Below are 20,324 nucleotides of genomic sequence, written 5' to 3' on the forward strand. Positions count from 1 at the left end.
GTCCCGTCCGGACCGCCATTTACATGCTTAAACAAGAACGAAACTAGGTTTCGTCTTTTTTTATTTTGCACAGCATATTTTGCTAGCAGATTTAAAATCATGTACACTATATATGAAAGATACCCTTAGGATGCATCCTAAGGTTTTTTTGATAATAATCAGTTGAGTTAGTTATTCCAATTTAAGAAAAATAATGGTGATCAATTATTATGAGTATATATGAGTTTATTTCGAAACATCCTGATGATACGATGGAATTTTCAAAACGTCTGGCCACCCTTCTGCAGCCCGGAGATGTCATCGCTCTTGAAGGCGATCTTGGCGCAGGGAAAACCACGTTTACGAAAGGATTGGCCATTGGGTTAGAAATTAATAGAAATGTTAACAGTCCTACATTTACCATTATTAAGGAATATCAAGGCAGGCTTCCGTTATATCATATGGATGTTTACCGAGTAGAAGATTCCTTTGAAGATCTAGGATTTGATGAATACTTTGAAGGGGATGGGGTGACAGTTGTTGAATGGGCTCATTTAATAGAAAGTCAGTTGCCTGCTGAATTGTTGACCATCTCTCTTTTTCTAGGTGAGAATGGTTCCAGAAGATTTGTATTAGAACCAAAGGGTAAAAGATACGAGGAGTTATGTAAGGAGATATTAGGATGAAAGTGCTTTCTATTGATACATCTAATTATACGTTAGGTGTTGCGATATTGGATGGGGATCAAGTAAAAGGCGAATATATCACAAATCTAAAAAAGAATCACTCCATACGAGTCATGCCAGCTATTGAAGCTTTAATGCATGATTGTGATATAAAGCCAGCTGACCTTTCAAAAATTGTTGTAGCCAAAGGGCCAGGCTCTTACACAGGTGTTAGAATTGGCGTTACCATTGCGAAAACATTAGCTTGGACACTTAACATCCCATTAGTGGGAATTTCAAGCCTAGAAGTTTCTGCTGCATCAGCTGGACGTTATTTCGAGGGTGCTATATCTCCACTATTCGATGCAAGAAGAGGACAAATCTATACAGGTCTCTACCAATTTGTTGACGGAAACATACATACCTTACAAAAAGATCAGCTTTTATTATCAACAGAATGGGCAGCAAAGCTTAAGGAACAGGAACGGAGAATTCTATTTATTGGAAATGATTTGCCGTTGCATCAGCCTATTTTGAAGGATCTTCTTGGAGGCCAGGCTGTTTTTGCAGAAATCACGGAGCAAAATCCCCGGCCGTCAGAGCTTGCTTTGCTAGGAAGAGATAAAAAAGGGGAGGATATACATTCCTTCGTTCCTAACTATATCCGTTTGGCAGAAGCGGAAACGAATTGGCTAAATGCTAACAAAGAGAAAAAGTAATGATGAGGAAGAACATAATGACGAATTCTTTCACTTTTCGTTTTTTAAGTGAAAAAGATGTTAATGAGGTGTTGAAAATTGAACATGCCTCATTTACATTGCCGTGGACGGAAGAAGCTTTTAAAAACGAATTTAAACAAAACAAATTTGCCGTATATATCGGATTAGAAGATGAAGGAAGATTAATTGGCTACTGCGGGGTTTGGGTAATCGTTGATGAGGCGCATATTACAAATGTAGCCGTCTTGCCTGAATACCGAGGGCTGAAGCTTGGAGAAGCATTAATGAAGAAGATCATGGAGATATCCTCAGAAATGGGCGCTCGAACGATGACACTTGAAGTCCGTGTGACCAATTCTATTGCCCAGTCTTTGTACCGAAAGCTAGGCTTTCAGGATGGAGGCATTCGAAAAAGTTATTATACTGATAATCGAGAAGATGCATTAGTAATGTGGGTGAATTTATAATGAATAAAGATCAATATATTATGGGTATTGAAACAAGCTGTGATGAAACATCGGTAGCGATTGTCAAAAACGGCAGGGAAATTGCCTCAAATATTGTGGCATCACAGATAGAAAGTCATAAAAGGTTCGGAGGCGTTGTACCTGAAATTGCTTCGAGGCACCATGTGGAACAGATAACCATTGTTCTTGAGGAAGCATTAAAACAGGCAGAACTAAGCTTCGATGATTTGGATGCAATTGCAGTCACAGAAGGTCCAGGCCTTGTCGGTGCATTGTTAGTGGGCGTAAACGCTGCAAAAGCGCTTGCCTTTGCTCATAATATCCCATTAGTGGGTGTGCATCATATTGCAGGCCATATTTATGCGAACCGCCTTGTTACAGAGCTAGAATTTCCGTTACTCTCCCTTGTTGTTTCTGGCGGACATACAGAGCTGGTTTTTATGAAAGCAAATGGACACTTTGAGGTCATTGGTGAAACAAGGGATGATGCTGCTGGAGAGGCGTATGATAAAGTAGCTAGAACCTTGAATCTTCCTTATCCGGGTGGACCTCATATTGACCGGTTAGCACATGTTGGGGAAGCCACCATTAACTTACCGAGAGCGTGGCTGGAGGAAGGGTCTTATGATTTTAGTTTTAGCGGATTAAAATCTGCAGTTATCAACACTGTCCACAATGCTGAACAGCGTGGGGAAAAGATTTCCCCAGAAGATCTGGCGGCAAGCTTTCAGGCAAGTGTGATTGATGTCCTTGTTACTAAAACGCTAAAAGCTGTAGAAGAATATAAGGTAAAACAAGTATTATTAGCAGGTGGGGTTGCGGCCAATAAGGGTTTGCGCTCAGTGTTACAGAAGGAATTTGACAAGCTGCCTGGGATTGAATTGGTCATCCCGCCACTACATTTATGTACGGATAATGCAGCAATGATCGCAGCTGCCGGGAGTATCCTATTTGAAAAAGGTGTGCGATCAACTATGGCATTAAATGCGAACCCAGGTCTTGAAATTACTATCCACAACTAATTCGAATATAAGAAAAACGTCCCAGTTACTACTTGGACGTTTTTTGTGGATAAAATGGCAATTGTTTAAATTTTATGTGTATAATGTGGATAAAAAGCCAATTAAATGTGGATAATGTGGAAAAGTCTGTGGAATCCCATTACTTCAGTTGTTTTTATGTGAATAATTTTGTGGATAAAAAAATACCAGGAGTGAATAAACTCCTGGGTCAAATTTCAGCAAAAAAAATTATTCTGTTATTCTGCTAGTACAGTCCACTCTTCAACTAATTCTTCTAATTTGGTCTTTGCCTCGTTATTTTCTTTCGTTATTTCCAAGACCCTTTCATGATCTTGATATATTTCGGGCTCACACAGAAGCTGTTCGAATTCAGCAATTTGCGCCTCCAATCCCCCGATAAGCTTTTCAACTTCTTCTAATCTTCTCTGTTTTTGTCTTTCTAACTTTTTTGCTTCCTTATCCATCTGATAGCTGCTTTTATCTTGATTTACGTGAGTAGGGAAGGAGGACTTTTCTGCAAGGTCCAAAGCTTTTAACTCTTCCTGTTCTTGCTTCTTCTCAACATAATAATCGTAATCGCCAAGAAACTCAGTTGCTCCATTTTCGTTAAGCTCAAGAACCTTTGTAGTAATTCGATTAATAAAATAGCGATCATGAGAAACAAACAGAATTGTTCCAGGATAATCGATTAAAGCATTTTCTAATATCTCTTTACTATCTAAGTCGAGATGGTTTGTTGGCTCATCCAGTATTAAGAAATTGGCTTTTTGCATCATTAATTTTGCCAATGCTAGACGAGCCTTCTCTCCTCCGCTTAATGTCGAGACGGTTTTTAGTACATCATCACCCGAAAAGAGGAAGTTTCCTAACACAGTTCGGATTTCCTTTTCTGGTGTAAGTGGATATTCATCCCAAAGTTCATTAAGTACACGTTTGTTCGAGGTGAGCTCAGCCTGTTCCTGATCATAATAGCCAATGGCTACGTTGGATCCGTAGTGTATACTTCCTGCAAGTGAAGGAAGCTTCTCAATGATCGTTTTTAAAAGCGTGGATTTGCCAATTCCATTTGGTCCTACAAGGGCTATACTTTCTCCACGAGTAATTCGAAAGGAGATATTTTTCGAAATCAATTCATCATTGTATCCTACCGCAACAGATTCCACCTTTAGCACTTCATTGCCTGTTTGCCTTTCAATTTGAAAACCGAAATTAGCAGACTTCTCATCCCCTAAAGGACGGTCCATTAATTCCATTCTCTCCAGTTGTTTTCTGCGGCTCTGTGCCCTTTTGGTTGTGGAGGCCCGAGCCAGATTGCGCTGAATAAAGTCTTGCAGTTTAGCTACTTCTTCCTGCTGCTTTTCAAATTGCTTCAAGTCACGTTCATAGTTTGCCGCTTTTTTGTCAAGATAAGAGCTGTAGTTACCGATATATTTTTTGATTTGATTTCTTGATAATTCATAGACTTGGGAGACGACTTTATCTAAAAAATATCGATCATGGGAAACGATTAAAATGGCCCCGTCATACGTTAGCAAATATTGCTCTAGCCAAGATAAAGTATCAATGTCTAGATGGTTGGTAGGCTCGTCCAAAATTAAAATATCAGGCTTCTTTAACAGCAGTTTTCCTAGAGCAAGCCTCGTTTTTTGTCCCCCGCTCAAAGTGGATATTTTCGTATCATAGCTAAAGGATTGAAAGTTCAGTCCATGAAGAACGGAGCGAATGTCTGATTCGTACTGATAACCGCCTTGTTCTTTAAATTGAACTTGCCGATCATCGTATTCTTTTAAGATGCGTTCATATTTTTCGGGATTAGCCATTGCTTGCGGATCAGACATTTCACCCTCGAGCTTCCGCAATTCCTTTTCAAGCGTTTGCAGATGCTCGAATACAGTTAACATTTCATCCCAAATGGATCTTTCTGACTCGAGTCCGGTATTTTGGGCAAGGTAGCCGATTTCCACTTCCTTAGGCTTAATAATGTCACCGGAATCATAGGACATTTGGCCAGCTATCATTTTTAAAAGCGTGGACTTGCCAGCCCCGTTACGCCCCACAAGGGCAATTCTATCTCTAGTTTGTACTTCAAGCTTTATATTCGATAATATAACTTCAGCACCAAAGTTCTTTATTAATTGATTGACTTGTAATAAAATCATTTTTGTTCACCTCAAGCTTTATAGAATAAGTGTAACTCATTCATATTTGTTGGGCAATGTGTGTGAGGACGGACTTGAATTATTGTAAAGTGTTTTACACATTTGGCTAAAAATAGTGTATGATTTTGTTGTGAGGTGTTATTAATGTCTGATTTTACCCATTTTAATCAAGAGGGCAGAGCAAAGATGGTCGATATTAGTGAGAAATCTGTGACGGTCCGAACTGCGATTGCTCACTCAAGTATTACAGTTAATAAAGAAATATATGAAAAAATCACTTCGAATACAATGAAAAAAGGAGATGTCCTCGCCGTAGCACAAGTTGCGGGTGTGATGGCATGCAAGAAAACATGGGAAATTATTCCGATGTGTCATCCTATTCCTTTAACGGGAGTAGATATTTCCTACTCATGGAGTGTCGATCAAGAAGAATATACACTGCTCATTGCAGCTACGGTCAAAACAAAGGGTCATACTGGAGTTGAAATGGAAGCGTTAACAGCCGCATCTGTATGTGCCTTAACAGTTTATGATATGTGTAAGGCTGTTGATAAAGGGATGGTCATTGGCAAAACTTATTTAGTAGAAAAAACTGGCGGAAAAAATGGGGATTTTAAAAGGGATTCCTTGTTATAATGTATTGTGTATATAAAGAAGTAAAGCTGCTAACTGATAAAGCATTTGTCATTTGAACAAACGTAAAGGTTTCTACGAGAGGAGATAAGATAATGGCGAATGAGTCATTAAAAATTCCACAAGCAACGGCCAAACGGCTTCCTTTATATTATCGATTCTTAAAAAATTTGCATGCTTCTGGGAAACAAAGAGTCTCTTCTGCAGAATTAAGTGATGCGGTAAAAGTTGATTCTGCTACAATTCGGCGGGATTTTTCCTACTTTGGCGCTTTAGGGAAAAAAGGGTATGGCTATAATGTAAATTATTTGCTTACTTTTTTTCGGAAAACGTTAGATCAGGATGAATTAACGAAGGTAGCTCTTATTGGGGTTGGTAATTTAGGCACTGCCTTTTTAAACTATAATTTCCTCAAAAACAATAATACGAAAATTGAAGTAGCCTTTGATGTAGACGAAGGAAAAGTTGGCACATACATTGGGGATGTACCGATATTCCATATGAGTGATCTAGAAAAAGTAATCGAGGACGAACAAATTCAGGTTGTGATTTTAACAGTTCCTGCTCTTGCAGCCCAACCGATTGCTGACCGAATTGTTCAAGGCAGTGTAAAAGGAATTTTGAATTTTACTCCTGCACGTTTATCTGTGCCGTCCTCCATCAGAATTCATCATATCGATTTAGCTGTGGAGCTGCAGTCGCTTATCTACTTTCTTAAGCATTATCCACAAGAGGAAGAATAAGCTAAACAAAGAAAATGAGCATTTGTATAGTGCTCATTTTCTTTGTTTGTTATTGACGATTTTGAAATGAAAGGCAACCATCCGCAGGCCAGTACCTAAGTCAAGGGTTGCAATAATAATAAGAAAGTAAGTAAATATTCCCCAGCCATCGTTTCTTTGAATGCTTTGGATCGCGATATAGGTAAAGAGGATCCCAAGAATAATATAAATGATGCCTGATAACAATGGTGTCCTTCTCATAAAAACCCTCCAATAAAGCTTTGCATTTTTTCCACTTCTTTTATCCAGTTTTCAATATTTTCTCTGTTAAATTGGATAATGACGACAAGTGTATTCATGGCCACATGCGCAAAAATCGGCACTAGAATTCGCTTTGTTTTGACATATAGGAAAGCAAAAGTAAAGCCCATCGCTGAGTACAACAGAATATGTTCAAACTCAAAGTGAGCTAGAGCAAAAATAACAGAACTTATTAAGGCAGAAAGAAAAAAGTTTAGCCGCTTATGAAGCGTTCCGAAAATAACCTTTCGGAAGACAATTTCCTCTAGGATTGGCCCAATAATTGAGCTGATCACAACGACTATGGGTGAAGCTTGAATAAGCCTAATAATTTGCTGTGTGTTTTCCGATCCCATTTCAATTCCGATTAAATTTTCTATATTGGCGGCAATAGATTGCGCAAATAATGCAAGGAATACTCCGCCAATGGCCCAGGCTATGGAAGTACCTGCAGAAGTTGAATTTCTCATAGAAAGGCTTTCCTTCATTTCTTTTCGAAGGATTGCCAACGAAATAATTAATGTGATCGTAAAGCTAATGACAATCCAGGATGTGACAGCGGTTGTTTGCATGTCGGCCATGCTTTTGCCGGATAGTGTTCCCCAAAACGCAATGAACGGGACCCCGATTAAGCTCGATAATTGCATCCCTGTATAAGCAATAAGAATATACCAATACTCTTTTTTCAATATTTTATCTCCTTATCCATTGTGTATATCAATCCTCATTTTACCCGTAAAAAGGTCCAAGTTTCAAATTGTAGACATAAAAAGATGGTTTGCTGCTTGGATATTAAGGATAAACTAGCATTTGGCAATGACTGTAAAAATAATGTAGCCCATATTAAATATTTTTTACAAAAAAATTGAGCTTCACTCTTGCAAATATGCAATAGATTCATTAATATAATAATTGTGTTAGCACTCAGCAGATGAGAGTGCTAATAAATAAAATTTACATATTTATTGAGGAGGTTGTTTCACTTGTTAAAGCCACTAGGTGATCGAATTATTATCGAGCTTGTTGAAACTGAAGAAAAAACTGCAAGCGGCATCGTTTTGCCGGACACTGCAAAAGAAAAGCCTCAAGAAGGCAATGTAGTTGCTGTTGGAACTGGACGCGTTCTTGAGAACGGTGAGCGTGTAGCTCTTGAAGTTGCTCAAGGCGACCGTATTATCTTCTCAAAATATGCTGGTACTGAAGTGAAGTACGAAGGCAAAGAATATTTAATTTTACGCGAAAACGACATTCTTGCTGTTATTGGCTAATCTAGCCATACAGCTTTACAATTTTATTTGATTTGAACTGCCTATTTAACTATTTCGAGGAGGTTATTTATTATGGCAAAAGAGATTAAATTTAGTGAAGATGCACGCCGCGCAATGCTACGCGGAGTAGATGCTCTTGCAGATGCAGTAAAAGTAACTCTTGGACCAAAAGGACGTAATGTGGTTCTTGAGAAAAAATTCGGTTCTCCGTTAATTACAAATGACGGTGTAACAATCGCGAAAGAAATCGAATTAGAAGATGCTTTCGAAAACATGGGTGCAAAGCTTGTTGCTGAAGTTGCAAGTAAAACAAATGATGTAGCTGGTGACGGTACGACAACTGCAACGGTTCTTGCTCAAGCAATGATCCGCGAAGGTCTTAAAAACGTAACAGCTGGTGCAAACCCAATGGGTATCCGTAAAGGAATCGAAAAAGCGGTTGCGACTGCTGTAGAAGAATTACAAGCAATCGCTAAGCCAATCGAAGGCAAAGAGTCTATTGCACAAGTTGCTGCTATTTCTTCTGATGATAAAGAGGTTGGTGCTCTTATCGCTGAAGCTATGGAGCGCGTTGGCAACGATGGAGTTATCACAATCGAAGAATCAAAAGGCTTCACAACTGAGCTTGATGTCGTAGAAGGTATGCAATTCGACCGTGGATACGCTTCTCCATACATGGTAACAGACTCAGACAAAATGGAAGCAATTCTTGATAATCCATATATCTTAATCACTGATAAAAAAATCACTAGCATTCAAGAAATCCTTCCAGTTCTTGAGCAAGTGGTTCAACAAGGCAAGCCATTATTGCTTGTTGCTGAAGATGTTGAAGGGGAAGCACTTGCTACATTAGTAGTGAACAAGCTTCGTGGAACATTCAATGCAGTAGCGGTTAAAGCTCCTGGCTTTGGTGATCGCCGTAAAGCAATGCTTGAAGACATCGCGATTCTAACTGGTGGTGAAGTCATCACTGAAGAATTAGGCCGAGACTTGAAATCTGCAACAATCGAATCTTTAGGACGCGCTTCTAAAGTAGTTGTAACGAAAGAAAACACAACGATCGTTGAAGGTGCAGGAGAAAGCGCACAAATCGCTTCTCGTGTAAACCAAATCCGTGTTCAATTAGAAGAAACTACTTCTGAATTCGATAAAGAAAAATTACAAGAGCGCTTAGCTAAATTAGCAGGTGGTGTGGCAGTTGTTAAAGTAGGTGCTGCTACAGAAACTGAATTGAAAGAGCGCAAGCTTCGCATTGAAGATGCTCTAAACGCAACTCGTGCAGCTGTTGAAGAAGGCATCGTATCTGGTGGTGGAGTAGCTCTACTTAATGTTTACAACAAAGTAGCTGCTCTACAAGAAGAAGGCGATATCCAAACTGGTATCAACATCGTATTACGTGCGATGGAAGAGCCTGTACGCACTATCGCTCAAAACGCTGGCCTAGAAGGTTCAGTTATCGTTGACCGCTTAAAGCGCGAAGAAGTGGGAATCGGCTTCAATGCTGCGACTGGCGAGTGGGTTAACATGATCGAAGCTGGTATCGTAGATCCTAAGAAAGTAACTCGTTCTGCTCTTCAAAACGCTGGTTCCGTAGCAGCTATGCTTCTAACTACTGAAGCTGTTATCGCTGACAAACCAGAACCTAACGCACCTGCAATGCCTGATATGGGCGGCATGGGCGGTATGGGTGGAATGATGTAATAAGTGCCTCCAACCCTTTATATATAGGGATTTGTTACCCTAATAACTACCGAAAGGTAACATTGGGAACAAAAGGTTAACAAATAGAGGTTTTCCATTAAGTTCTTAAACTTTCTGGAAGCCTCTTTTTTCATGTCTTTAGTTACGTGCAAGTAAACGCTTTTCGTCGTGTCCTCATCTCGGATCCAAACCAACATCAATGATGTAAGACCATTTTGCTAAGACCAATTGAGGACAGGTTCATTAAAACTAGAAAAGCAGTCAAAAGGAGTTTGTACTCTGGCATATTCCAGAAAACAAACTCCTTTTCTTCATAAAAGTTTTTTTAGATGCTATGTGAACTATTTTTATACTTTTTCACTTGTCTCAATAGAATCTAAAAGGAAACGAGCGTATCTAATGGGTGTTGCATACGTTTCCTTCCATACATCATGCATACCAGCATCTTTGAAGGAATATCTTTGATCTCGACCGTTGCACTCAATAAACATCGGAAATCCTTCATTGGTAATGCCAATATCCAATCCAACATCAGCAAGGTTAACGTAATAGCTGCTTAAATCTTTCACTACTTTAAGAGATAGTTGCTCGATACTTTTAAATACTTCTTTTGCCTCAAGATAAGGAAAATTGTCTAATATTTCCGCGAAATCTTTACATTCTCCACCTTTTGCAACATTCGTGACATATCCTCCGGATTTTGCCACTTTCGCAACTATTCCAGTTACTTTCCACTGTCCACATTCGTTTCGTTGTACGGAAACCCTTAAATCAAAAGGATTTCCCTTGTAGGTAGCCAATCGGATTCTTTGTTGAATGATATATCCACGGGACAGTTTTTTTGTAATAATATCCGGTAATTCATTAGAAAATACGATTTCCTTCAATCCTTTTCCTATCTGCTGATCATATTGAACCTTCCAAGTTTGCTTTTCGCCTTTGCTAATGCTTATTATTCCACTTCCAAGCCCCCCGCTGTTGGGTTTAATGATAATTTCTTTATACTTTTTTATCATTCTGTCAAAGTTTTCTCGATTAGCAGGGACAGTTTCAGGTAGATGTGAAAACAAGTCATCATTTTTCATCAGTAATAAATAGACTTGCCATTTTCTAATCTTACTAAATTCATTAAAAATCCAGTAACCCATTTGTGTAAGGTCTTTAATTTTTTTCTTTGCAGATATGGTAGAAGTTACCGCCCTGTTATGAATAACCTTCGGAATTTGTATTTCTTTTTTAACTAAAAACCCTTTCTTATTTCTAACTTGTGCAATCGTTTTTCGGGATTCAACATTAACATCATCCAAACGAAAAAAACATATGCTCATTTCTAATGAATTGGCCGCTTCTTCATAAAAAGAAAACTTCTCATAGAGTTCTTTTCCTGCTATTAACTTATTATACATGAAATTATCTATTAGAATACCAACTCTAGGATCATCCACATGATTACCTCCCAGTTTGTAAAAAGATTAATTTTCCATGTAAGCATTCGATTTTTTAATTTCTTTCCATCTTGGTTTTAATCGGATTCCATCACTCTACAAAGTTGTCACTTTCTTAAATACTTGTAAGTATTGACCCGCTGTTCGTTCCCAAGAGAATTCTTTTGCCCTTTCAAATCCATTTTTGGATAACCTTTCACTTAATGAATTTGATTCAAGCAATGAGAGAATAGAATGAAATAGCTCCTCCTTAGGATTATCAAGGGAGATGATGATTCCAGTTTCTGCGTGCTCTACTACCTCTGGAATACCTCCATTATTTGTAGTGACTACAGGTTTCATGGAAGCCATTGCCTCTAAATTAACCAATAAAAAGGGTTCATTCCAAATAGAGGGGGTAATTACAATATCCGCAAGTTGATAAATGTAAGGCATTTCGATCGGTTTCACAAAATCTGTGAACACAACATGATTATTTATTTGTTCTGCCATTGTTCTAATCTTTTTCATATATGACGTATCTTTGTTATTCCCATATTTGGGACTTCCTGCGATTAGCAACTTGAGACGAGGGATTTTTTCAATCAGTGCTGGCATTACTTCCAGAATCAAATGAACGCCTTTTTTTTCCATTACTCTTCCAGCAAACAGTAAAGTAGGATCTTCACTCGATAACCGATATTTCTCTCTCAATCGGCGAATATTTTCTAAATCCATTCTTGCTGTTTCATATGGAGTCGTGTCAATCCCTAAATGAATCCCGTACGATTTCCCTTTAAAAGCTGGATACTTTTCCGTAAAATAATTTTCCAATGCTTTACTATTAGTTATCAGGGCATCAACATTCCGGGAAACTTCAGTCATCTCCTCTTTGCGAATGTTAGGGGGCAAAGAAAAAACATCTGAATGCATATTTAATACAATTGGGATCTTTGGACATGCATGTTTTATTTGCATAACATAAGAAGGACGATTTTCGATGATAATCACACTTGGTTTTTCTTCTTGAATATGTTTGATTACTTGCTGCAAATAAACACCCGGGCTGTAAAAGTGGAACCGTTTGTAGAGGAGATTTCCCTCTAATGTAGATTCCGGAAATTGACGGCATTTTTTTGTATATACAATGACCTGATTATTCCTTTCCAGTTGTTCTGCTACCTGGTGAATGACATGTTCTACTGATGTCCCAATAACAGGAGGAACAGAATACAATCCCGGACTGATGACAGCAATCTTCATAATAACAATCCCTCCTTTTCTTAATCAGGCTTCACTTATCCAACATCTGGTCTAATCATTATTTAAGCTGCTCAGTTCTCTTAAATGTATCTAAACTTTACTCCTTAATAACAATATGCTTAATTCAAAAAATAGTACTAGGGGTTGTCCCTATTTTTATTCAAAAAAAAGGTACATGCTAAGTACTTTCAATTTTGTACGTAACGAACATTCTTTTTTTGAAAGGATGGGAAGGCAGATCTTGATAAGGAGTGGAGTTTTTTACCAAAAAAGAAAGATATAAAATAAGTAACGATTACTTGTCTTTTGAATACTTTACATATAAAAGGTCAAGAAAGGTGGAACTTAATTTGGTAAGAAAGGCCATTATCCCAGCAGCAGGATACGGTACTCGGAGTCTGCCTATTACGAAAGTAATCCCAAAAGAGATGCTTCCGATTGGATTAAAACCAGCTATACATTATATCGTTGAGGAGGCAGTAAATTCTGGAATTGAGCAATTATTAATTATTACATCAAAGTCAAAAGATATGATCATAGACTATTTTGATAACTCCTTAGAATTAGAGACTATATTAATAAAAAGCAATAAGTCGCATCTCTTAAAACATTTGGAATTGCCGAAAATAGAAATTTTATATAAAAGACAGCCTGATATAAATGGACTTGGGGCTGCTATTCGATTAGGAAAGGATTTTGTTGGAGATGAACCGTTTGCTGTTCTTTTACCAGACGATTTAGTTTTTTCGGGACAAGCTCCTGCCTTAAAAGAATTAATAGATATTCATAAGGAAACAAACTGCAGTGTTTTAGGGCTAAAAAAAGTAAATCAAAATCAATTAAAAGATTACGGAGTTATACAAGGTATTGCTGACACGAAAGTGGTCGAAATTCAAAACATAGTAGAAAAACCAAAAACAAGTTTATCTTCAGACATGGCTGTGATAGGCAGATATGTTTTCACCCCGGAAATCTTCCAGTTTTTATTGAAAATAAACAAGGGGGTAAATGGCGAAATACAGCTTACAGATGCTATTAAAGAATTGTTAACTATTCAATCTGTCTATGGGACCATCATATCCGGTGACCGCTATGATATTGGAAAATTGGAAGAATATGTAGAATTAATGAATGTTGTATTTAAGGAAAATTATTAATTGTAGAATCCTTAAGCTTTTTTCAAGTTCTTCGAGTGTTACTGAAAATGTTTTTTAGTATGTTTCTGTTATTTTTATGAATGTCCTGGGAATGGATTACGGTTATTCATTAAAGAATGCAATCATTTTGTTGAAAAACTATCTTAAACAACGAAACAAATCTTAACCAAATGAATAGTTTAAAAGGGTGGACAAGCTTTTGATTATTTTTGTCTAAAAGGGGGCGAAAGAATGAAGGAAACGAATAAAGACCATGGAATTTCAATTGTTGCTTGTACAAATAAGATAAGATATATGGACAATATTTTCTCTAATTACGAAAATCAAATATTACAGGAAAAAGAGTTAATTATTGTTCTCAACAATGATTCCCTAGATATAAATGAATGGAAGAAAAAGGCGGAAGGATATGATCATGTCCGGGTGTACCAACTTCCAGAAGAAACAACCCTGGGAAGTTGTTTGAACTTCGGCAGAAATCAAGCGAAATTAAAATATGTGGCAAAGTGGGACGATGATGATTATTATGGGAGTGCTTACCTATATGAAGCCTTAAAGTCATTTGAGCATACAAAGGCTGATATTGTTGGGAAAAGGACCGGTTTCATGTATTTCCCAAAAGCTAAGGAATTACGATTACGATTCCCGGGCCACGAATCAAAACGGGTTAGAATAGTATTCGGGGGAACCATTATTGCCAAAAAAATAGTAATGGAGGAAGTCCCTTTTTTAGATGTATCATTGGGGGAAGATGCGACTTTTCTGAAAAATGCAAGGGCTAAGGGATATCGTATCTTTTCGACCAGTCGATATAATTATACTTACTTCAGATGGGGTTCCAGTGAGCATACGTGGAAGCCTACAAGCAAGTATTTAAAAAGTACTTCACGACACATTAGATTTATTGATGATTTTAGGAGTATCGTCGATAAAGAAATTCTTGAATAAGTAAGCCACTAGAGGACAGGTTCATTAAAACTTGAAAAGCAGTCAAAAGGAGTTTGTACTCTGGTATATTGTAGAAAACAAACTCCTTTTTTCTTCATAAACAATTGGTTCAGTAAGTCATATACCATTACCTATTATTCTGCTTACATTTACAGAAAAATTACCTATTAATCCTTTTTCTATAATGGATTGTCTTAGATCCTTGCTAATAATGAAAGGGAGGGTGGAAGGAAATGAAGGTACCATTAGTTGCTTCAACAGAAGAAACAATAGAGAAAATTAATAAAGATAAATGTTCTGTTAGCAGATATGGAGATGGTGAATTTTTATAATGAATGGTAAAAGTATTGGATTCCAATCTTACAGTGACCAACTAAGTAATAGATTAAAGGATATAATAATAAGTCAACAAAAAGATCATATAGTGTGTATACCTAACGTATTTAATGAACCAAGTTGGTTTAATGAAAGAGCCAAAACTTTTTGGGCTAATTATATAAGAATCTATATATATGAAAGAACGTAAAAAATATGGTCTTAAAGGCGCTGGTCGTGCACCACAGTTCTCAAAGCGCTAATTATCAACGTTTCAAAGGCTCTCAACTGATTTGGTTGGGGGTCTTTTTTATACTAAAAATAAGGTTTGGCTAAATTATTCCTCAGTTAGATGATCTTGGGGTGAAACGTCTAATTTGTATATATCCGCTTCGACTAAAATCCAATCTAAAAAATAACAATACCATATGAGATCATTCGATAAAAAGAAAAAATTCTTGAAAAGAAGGTAAAAAAACTAAGTGACGTCGAAATAGAGAGTACAGGGCAAAAGCGGCTAGTAAAAAGGGCGGCATACGTAAAACAACATTCATTACTTATGAACGTGATTTGTGACAAATAAGAGATAGAAAAGCCAGAAAGGATGAGTTCATTGAATAAGAATATCATTCGCTCGATAACAATCATATCAGTATTTTTTTGCCTCCTATGGCTGATTGGGCTTGGCTGGGTGGCATATGAATATTATGCAGGAAAACCAGAAAAGGGTCCCCAGTCGACTACCGTATCTCAGAAAGCAGAAATCAAAAAAGGTTTAACTATTATAGCTTTAGGTGATTCATTAACAAGGGGATCCGGAGATGAATCTGGAAAAGGCTATGTCGGTGTTTTAATTGACGAAATCAAGGAAAAAACAAATGGACCAGTTCAGCTTACAAACCTAGGCATCAGTGGTCAACGCTCGGATCAGCTTAGACAGCAGGTACAGCAAACTGAAATAAGAAGGCAAATCCAAAAAGCCGATATGGTGCTCGTGACCATTGGCGGAAATGATTTGTTCCGAGGTGGTCAAGGTTTAATGGATTTTCAGGCTGGAGACATTTCGGCCATCGAGAAAAAATATCTTGAAAACTTAAAAGTTATTTTTCAGGAGATTCGTCAGTCGAACAGTGACGCCAATGTGTTTTTTATTGGACTGTATAATCCGTTCATTGATTTAGACCAAGGTAAAGATATGTCAAAGATTGTCCGCCATTGGAATTATGAAAGTGCAGAAGTGAGTGCTGCTTTTCCAAAAATCGTGTTCGTTCCAACATTTGATTTATTTGAATTAAAGGTTAATGATTATTTGTATTCAGACAAGTTTCACCCAAATACAAAAGGGTACCGTTTAATTGCTGAACGAGTAGCCTCACTGCTCAGCTGGTAAGGAGTGGGATTGATGGAGAAAATTACGTTATCGGTAGATCGTTTGAAAAAAGTGATTGGGAAAAGAGAAATCATCAAAGGTATAACGTTTGAGTTGAAAGAAGGGGAAGTTTTTGGGTTTTTAGGGCCAAATGGTGCTGGCAAAACAACAACCATTCGGATGCTGGTGGGGTTAATCAAACCAACATCTGGTTCGATTAGAATTTGCGGATTTAATATCGAGGACCAATTCACGGAAGCACTAAAAAATCTGGGTTGTATTGTAGAAAACCCTGAATTATATCCTTATTTATCGGGCTACGACAACTTGATTCATTTTTCCCGGATGCTTGAAGGGATCAGGGAGGAACGGATCAAAGAAGTGACTGAACTTGTGGGTTTATCTGAAAGAATTCATGATAAGGTTAAAACGTATTCTCTGGGCATGAGGCAGCGGCTCGGTATTGCACAGGCACTTTTAGGAAAACCAAAAGTGCTGATTCTCGATGAACCAACGAATGGGCTTGATCCCGCAGGAATCCGTGAAATGCGGAAATTTATCCGCTTTCTGGCTGTAGAAGAGGGGATTAGTGTTCTTGTCTCTAGCCATTTATTAAGTGAAATTCAATTATTATGTGATAGGGTGGCCATTATTTCAAAAGGAACGATCATTCGGATTGATACTGTTCATAATCTTTTATCGAATCGGGAGAGGATGGTCTGGAAATTTCATCCGCTTGAAAAAGGCAAGGAAATATTACGTGCGTTAACCACGATCGAGGAAAATGATGATGGTACCATATTGACTGAGTTTAATGAAAACAAAACATCTGAGTGGAATAAACAGCTAGTTGAAGCGGGTGTCTATATAACAGAAATGAGCAGGAAATTACCTGTCCTGGAAGATTTGTTCCTCGAACTAACAGGGGGTGACACGATTGAATAAATTGGTACAAAATGAAATGATGAAGCTGATTGCCAAAAAGCGGCTCGTCGTAATTGCGGTCATTATTGGCGTTCTTGTTGTTTTATTTACATTTGCACAATATAAACAAGCGCAAACCCAAATAGAAAAAATAGGAACAAGTGATTGGAGAACGATCTTACAACAGCAAATCATTGATACGCAGAACCGCTTAAGCAGCAGCAGAATGACACCAGAATGGAAGAAACAGCTGCAAATATCGCTTCAGCAGCAACAATATTATCTAGACAATGATATTAACCCCTCTGAGCCTGGTGCTCCAACATTTATAAGGATATTTTTAGAAAACTCAATTGATTTATTTATTCCATTAATGGTCATGGTGATTGCAAGTGACTTAGTATCCTCTGAGCACAGTATAGGCTCTATCAAGCTTTTGTTGACGAGACCGGTTAAGCGATGGAAAGTGCTCCTGAGTAAATATATCACTCTTTGTTTGGCCATTTCACTAATCATTGCGATAGCTGGAATACTTTCCTATTTGATTTCGGGGCTGATTTTTGGCTACAAAGGCTGGGGAGCACCAATCTTGACTGGCTTTAATGTGACCGAATCGGGACTAAACACTTCTGAAGTAAAGGTTCTCGATTTATGGCAGTTTTTGTTAATGGATTTTGGACTCGTGTGGTTTGTTTCCATTGTAGTTGGGACCTTATCCTTTATGCTTTCAGTATTAATTCGAAGCACCGCTGCTGGTATGGGAATCATGCTTGCCGCTCTCATTTCAGGGGCAATCTTAAGTAATATGGTCTCATCGTGGGAGTCGGCTAAATACTTTTTCATGGTGAATTTGCGGTTAACCGATTATATGAAAGGATTGGCACCGCCGATAGATGGAATGAACCTATCTTTTTCAATGATGGTTCTTATAGTCTGGTGGGCATTTGCCTTATTGGTTTCCTTTTTTGTTTTTACTAAAAAAGATGTTTATTAATGGAGCTTTCGCTAAAGAAAGAAACAGGTTGAAATTTGAGATAACAGTATTTGTCTCCATTGGAAAGTGAAAAAACAATGGTGGCAGGATGGTGTAAAAAACATACTGCCACCAAATATAAAATAGGCTAGATCGAACATGGTTTATAGGTCTGAAACGTTTATTTCCAGTACAGTCAGCACCAGACAAGGCGTTCTGTGTGGCAGCCGTTATGAATCCAGCTATCATTAGTTCGAGTCCCCTCTTTAATAGAGGTGGCTTTTGATTAAAGTGTTTGTCCTCCTGTTTGTCCTCCTGACATTTTATTTTTATTAGAAAATATTAAAAGTAAAATGAGAAAACAGTGATAAAATGCGGCTTTTTTAAAAGTATTTCTTCTTATTAAATTACGAAATGAATGGGCGGAATGATGTAATAACGCCTCACCAGAAAAAAAGAAGCTTCTCATAAGTCATTAGACTTTTGAGAGGCCTTTTTTATTGGAAAATTTCCTTTTGACATGTATGTCTCTATGTCTGTTGAATATGACTGTAAGATAAGATTACTCAGAAAGTCCCGAGCACCCGTCTTAATGGAAAATTAAAGCTTAGTTATTATGCTAATAAAGTATTTTGGGAAAATTGGGACACGTTCTATTGCCCCACTATATTAATAAGGCTGCGGAGAATAGACTCTCACGCGGCTTTTTGTTTTTTTATTATATTTCCTGATCGATTGCAACAAGGATTGTGGTTATCAATACTTTTTATTTTTAGCTAATAATTCGCACTACTCACTCAATTTCCGAACATTAATGATTTATTTTAAAAAAGTATTCGTGTTTTTATTGACTGTTGGAATTTCAGGTGTTACTATGATTTAGTATAAATTTAATGCTATTCTCGTATAATATTGGGGATGTGGCCCAAAAGTTTCTACCAAGCTACCATGAATAGCTTGACTACGAGGTTGTGTATATAAATATGGAGATAAACTCCATTATCTACCTTCCTAAAGTCAAGCACCGGTGTAACTCGGTGCTTTTTATTTTTACACAAACGGCAATTCAATATGATTAACTTAGGAGGATTATTTCAATGACAAAAAGCACAAAGAAAATTGTAATGATATTATTTATAGCTTTAATGACTGCAGTAATGGCAGCATGCGGAAATGACTCAGCTAATGACAATGAAGCTAAGTCTGGAAAAGGTGAAGAAGGGTTAAAAATTGCCATTGTAACAAGCCCATCAGGCGTTGATGATGCCAGCTTTAATGAAGATAACTATAAAGGTATTTTGAGCTTTATTGAAAAGCATCCAACAGCAACAGTAAAGGCTGTTAGAGAAGAAAGTGGCGATCCTGCAGCGTCTATACAAGCTGTTGCTGATATTGTGGCAGATTATGATGTTATTATCACACCTGGGTTTCAATTTGCTGGAGTTTCTAGTATTGCTGTAGAAAATCCTGATAAAATTTTTATTTTAAATGACTCAGAGCCTGCACCTGTAGGGGATCAAAAAGAATTCGATAATGTATATGCGATGAATTTCGCTGAACAAGAAAGTGGCTTTTTTGCAGGAATGGCTGCAGCACTTGAAACAAAATCGAATAAAGTAGCGGTTGTAAATGGGATAGCTTATCCTTCAAATGTAAATTATCAATTTGGCTTTGAATCTGGTGTAAATTATGTAAATACAGTATATGGAAAAAATGTTGAAATGGTTGAATTATCAGGTTATGCTGGGACGGATGTAACTGGTGCTGATGTGGGTGGTAACTACGCAGGATCTTTTGCAGATGAAGCAACTGGTAAAGTTATTGGAAATGCGTTAATGAAACAAGGTGCAGATATCATCTTTGTTGCTGCAGGTGGTACTGGTAATGGGGTATTCACAGCAGTTAAGGAAGCTAAAGGCGATGTTAAAGTAGTTGGTGTGGATGTTGACCAATTTGATGAAGGTGTAAACGGTTCTGAAAATATCGTATTAACATCTGCGGTAAAGTTCATGGCTATGAATATTGAAAAGGTATTAAATTCTGTTGCTGACGGAAGCTTTAAAGGTGGAAATGTCGTTCTTTATGCAGATACAGATTCAACTGGTTTTATAAAAGAAGAAGGCCGTCATCAATTATCAGAGGATGCACTTAGTAAAATGAATGAAGCTTACAAGTTAGTTCAAGAAGGTAAAATTGTACCTGCATCTAATTTTAATGGCCATACTCCAGAAAAGTTTCCAGGGTTATAACATTAAAATAGAAAAAAGTAATGAAATGAACCATTAGAAGTTTATCATTTCCTAATTTAAGTAAAAC

General features: G+C 37.5%; 20 protein-coding genes, 1 pseudogene and 1 riboswitch. Of the genes and pseudogenes, 16 read left to right on the top strand and 5 right to left on the bottom strand.

Annotated features, from left to right (window positions below; all coding sequences use genetic code 11):
* The first annotated feature begins 209 nt into the window (after window positions 1-209).
* The 4 genes from tsaE to tsaD are packed head-to-tail and all read left to right on the top strand — an operon-like array spanning window position 210 to window position 2,852.
* Window positions 210-665 carry a tRNA (adenosine(37)-N6)-threonylcarbamoyltransferase complex ATPase subunit type 1 TsaE gene (gene tsaE / locus V7122_RS20370; protein WP_335483120.1) on the top strand — a complete coding sequence of 152 codons (456 nt, stop codon included), beginning with the start codon at window positions 210-212 and terminating at the stop codon, window positions 663-665.
* Window positions 662-1,363, top strand: coding sequence for a tRNA (adenosine(37)-N6)-threonylcarbamoyltransferase complex dimerization subunit type 1 TsaB (gene tsaB / locus V7122_RS20375; protein WP_335483118.1), 702 nt, complete (start codon window positions 662-664; stop codon window positions 1,361-1,363). Before tsaE ends, tsaB begins: the two co-directional genes overlap by 4 nt.
* Window positions 1,364-1,380: 17 nt before the next feature.
* Window positions 1,381-1,830 (top strand): ribosomal protein S18-alanine N-acetyltransferase, encoded by a 450-nt coding sequence (rimI, locus tag V7122_RS20380; RefSeq protein WP_335346181.1) that lies wholly within the window; start codon window positions 1,381-1,383, stop codon window positions 1,828-1,830.
* Window positions 1,830-2,852, top strand: coding sequence for a tRNA (adenosine(37)-N6)-threonylcarbamoyltransferase complex transferase subunit TsaD (gene tsaD / locus V7122_RS20385; RefSeq protein WP_335528677.1), 1,023 nt, complete (start codon window positions 1,830-1,832; stop codon window positions 2,850-2,852). Before rimI ends, tsaD begins: the two co-directional genes overlap by 1 nt.
* Window positions 2,853-3,088: 236 nt before the next feature.
* Here tsaD and V7122_RS20390 read toward each other — a convergent pair whose 3' ends face one another.
* The gene (locus tag V7122_RS20390) at window positions 3,089-5,011 is read right to left on the bottom strand and encodes an ABC-F family ATP-binding cassette domain-containing protein (protein ID WP_335528680.1); all 1,923 of its coding nucleotides are present in this window, start codon (window positions 5,009-5,011) and stop codon (window positions 3,089-3,091) included.
* Window positions 5,012-5,155: 144 nt separating this feature from the next.
* Between V7122_RS20390 and moaC the strand changes: the two genes are divergently transcribed.
* Complete coding sequence (gene moaC, locus V7122_RS20395; protein ID WP_335483113.1) at window positions 5,156-5,647, top strand: cyclic pyranopterin monophosphate synthase MoaC; 492 nt, start codon at window positions 5,156-5,158, stop codon at window positions 5,645-5,647.
* 92 nt (window positions 5,648-5,739) lie between these two features.
* Window positions 5,740-6,387, top strand: a complete 648-nt coding sequence (locus V7122_RS20400) for a redox-sensing transcriptional repressor Rex (protein ID WP_335483112.1) — start codon at window positions 5,740-5,742, stop codon at window positions 6,385-6,387.
* A 33-nt stretch (window positions 6,388-6,420) separates the two neighbouring features.
* Here the strand turns inward: V7122_RS20400 and V7122_RS20405 are convergent, their stop codons facing one another.
* Both V7122_RS20405 and V7122_RS20410 read right to left on the bottom strand, forming a co-directional pair.
* A complete protein-coding gene (locus tag V7122_RS20405; protein ID WP_335346186.1) occupies window positions 6,421-6,627 on the bottom strand; it encodes a YdiK family protein in 207 nt (68 codons plus the stop codon).
* On the bottom strand, window positions 6,624-7,355 hold the full coding sequence (locus V7122_RS20410; protein WP_335483110.1) for a CPBP family intramembrane glutamic endopeptidase: 732 nt from the start codon (window positions 7,353-7,355) through the stop codon (window positions 6,624-6,626). The genes V7122_RS20405 and V7122_RS20410 overlap by 4 nt, the downstream gene beginning before the upstream one ends.
* Before the next feature lie 294 nt (window positions 7,356-7,649).
* On the opposite strand from V7122_RS20410, the gene groES reads away from it, so the two are divergent.
* Both groES and groL read left to right on the top strand, forming a co-directional pair.
* Window positions 7,650-7,934, top strand: a complete 285-nt coding sequence (groES, locus tag V7122_RS20415) for a co-chaperone GroES (protein ID WP_315667217.1) — start codon at window positions 7,650-7,652, stop codon at window positions 7,932-7,934.
* Between the two features lie 72 nt (window positions 7,935-8,006).
* Window positions 8,007-9,635 carry a chaperonin GroEL gene (gene groL / locus V7122_RS20420; protein ID WP_335483108.1) on the top strand — a complete coding sequence of 543 codons (1,629 nt, stop codon included), beginning with the start codon at window positions 8,007-8,009 and terminating at the stop codon, window positions 9,633-9,635.
* A 347-nt stretch (window positions 9,636-9,982) separates the two neighbouring features.
* Here groL and V7122_RS20425 read toward each other — a convergent pair whose 3' ends face one another.
* Window positions 9,983-11,080: a YheC/YheD family endospore coat-associated protein gene (locus tag V7122_RS20425; RefSeq protein WP_335528683.1), complete on the bottom strand. Its 1,098-nt coding sequence runs from the start codon at window positions 11,078-11,080 to the stop codon at window positions 9,983-9,985.
* Window positions 11,081-11,176: 96 nt separating this feature from the next.
* Entirely contained in the window at window positions 11,177-12,322 is a 1,146-nt protein-coding gene (locus V7122_RS20430; protein ID WP_335528686.1) for a glycosyltransferase family 4 protein, read from the bottom strand.
* A 350-nt stretch (window positions 12,323-12,672) separates the two neighbouring features.
* Between V7122_RS20430 and V7122_RS20435 the strand changes: the two genes are divergently transcribed.
* From V7122_RS20435 to V7122_RS20465, 8 genes and pseudogenes are all read left to right on the top strand, one after another.
* The gene (locus tag V7122_RS20435; RefSeq protein ID WP_335528689.1) at window positions 12,673-13,479 is read left to right on the top strand and encodes a UTP--glucose-1-phosphate uridylyltransferase; all 807 of its coding nucleotides are present in this window, start codon (window positions 12,673-12,675) and stop codon (window positions 13,477-13,479) included.
* A 231-nt stretch (window positions 13,480-13,710) separates the two neighbouring features.
* Window positions 13,711-14,427 (top strand): glycosyltransferase family 2 protein, encoded by a 717-nt coding sequence (locus V7122_RS20440; protein WP_335528692.1) that lies wholly within the window; start codon window positions 13,711-13,713, stop codon window positions 14,425-14,427.
* A 331-nt stretch (window positions 14,428-14,758) separates the two neighbouring features.
* Window positions 14,759-14,953, top strand: a complete 195-nt coding sequence (locus tag V7122_RS25820) for a GT-D fold domain-containing glycosyltransferase (RefSeq protein ID WP_438824798.1) — start codon at window positions 14,759-14,761, stop codon at window positions 14,951-14,953.
* Window positions 14,940-15,005 (top strand): annotated as a pseudogene (gene rpsI, locus V7122_RS20445) (30S ribosomal protein S9); the annotation flags it as partial. The gene V7122_RS25820 and the pseudogene rpsI, both read left to right, overlap by 14 nt.
* Before the next feature lie 350 nt (window positions 15,006-15,355).
* Complete coding sequence (locus tag V7122_RS20450) at window positions 15,356-16,132, top strand: SGNH/GDSL hydrolase family protein (protein ID WP_438824799.1); 777 nt, start codon at window positions 15,356-15,358, stop codon at window positions 16,130-16,132.
* 12 nt (window positions 16,133-16,144) lie between these two features.
* Window positions 16,145-17,056 (top strand): ABC transporter ATP-binding protein, encoded by a 912-nt coding sequence (locus tag V7122_RS20455; RefSeq protein ID WP_335528697.1) that lies wholly within the window; start codon window positions 16,145-16,147, stop codon window positions 17,054-17,056.
* Window positions 17,049-18,029, top strand: a complete 981-nt coding sequence (locus V7122_RS20460; protein ID WP_335528699.1) for an ABC transporter permease — start codon at window positions 17,049-17,051, stop codon at window positions 18,027-18,029. Before V7122_RS20455 ends, V7122_RS20460 begins: the two co-directional genes overlap by 8 nt.
* An 861-nt stretch (window positions 18,030-18,890) precedes the next feature.
* Window positions 18,891-18,992: riboswitch (purine riboswitch) on the top strand.
* Between the two features lie 113 nt (window positions 18,993-19,105).
* Window positions 19,106-20,257: a BMP family lipoprotein gene (locus V7122_RS20465; protein WP_335528703.1), complete on the top strand. Its 1,152-nt coding sequence runs from the start codon at window positions 19,106-19,108 to the stop codon at window positions 20,255-20,257.
* Window positions 20,258-20,324: the final 67 nt, after the last annotated feature.

Origin of the sequence: Bacillus sp. JJ1532 (assembly GCF_036965085.1) — a bacterium.
In the GTDB taxonomy this organism is placed as follows: domain Bacteria; phylum Bacillota; class Bacilli; order Bacillales; family Cytobacillaceae; genus Cytobacillus.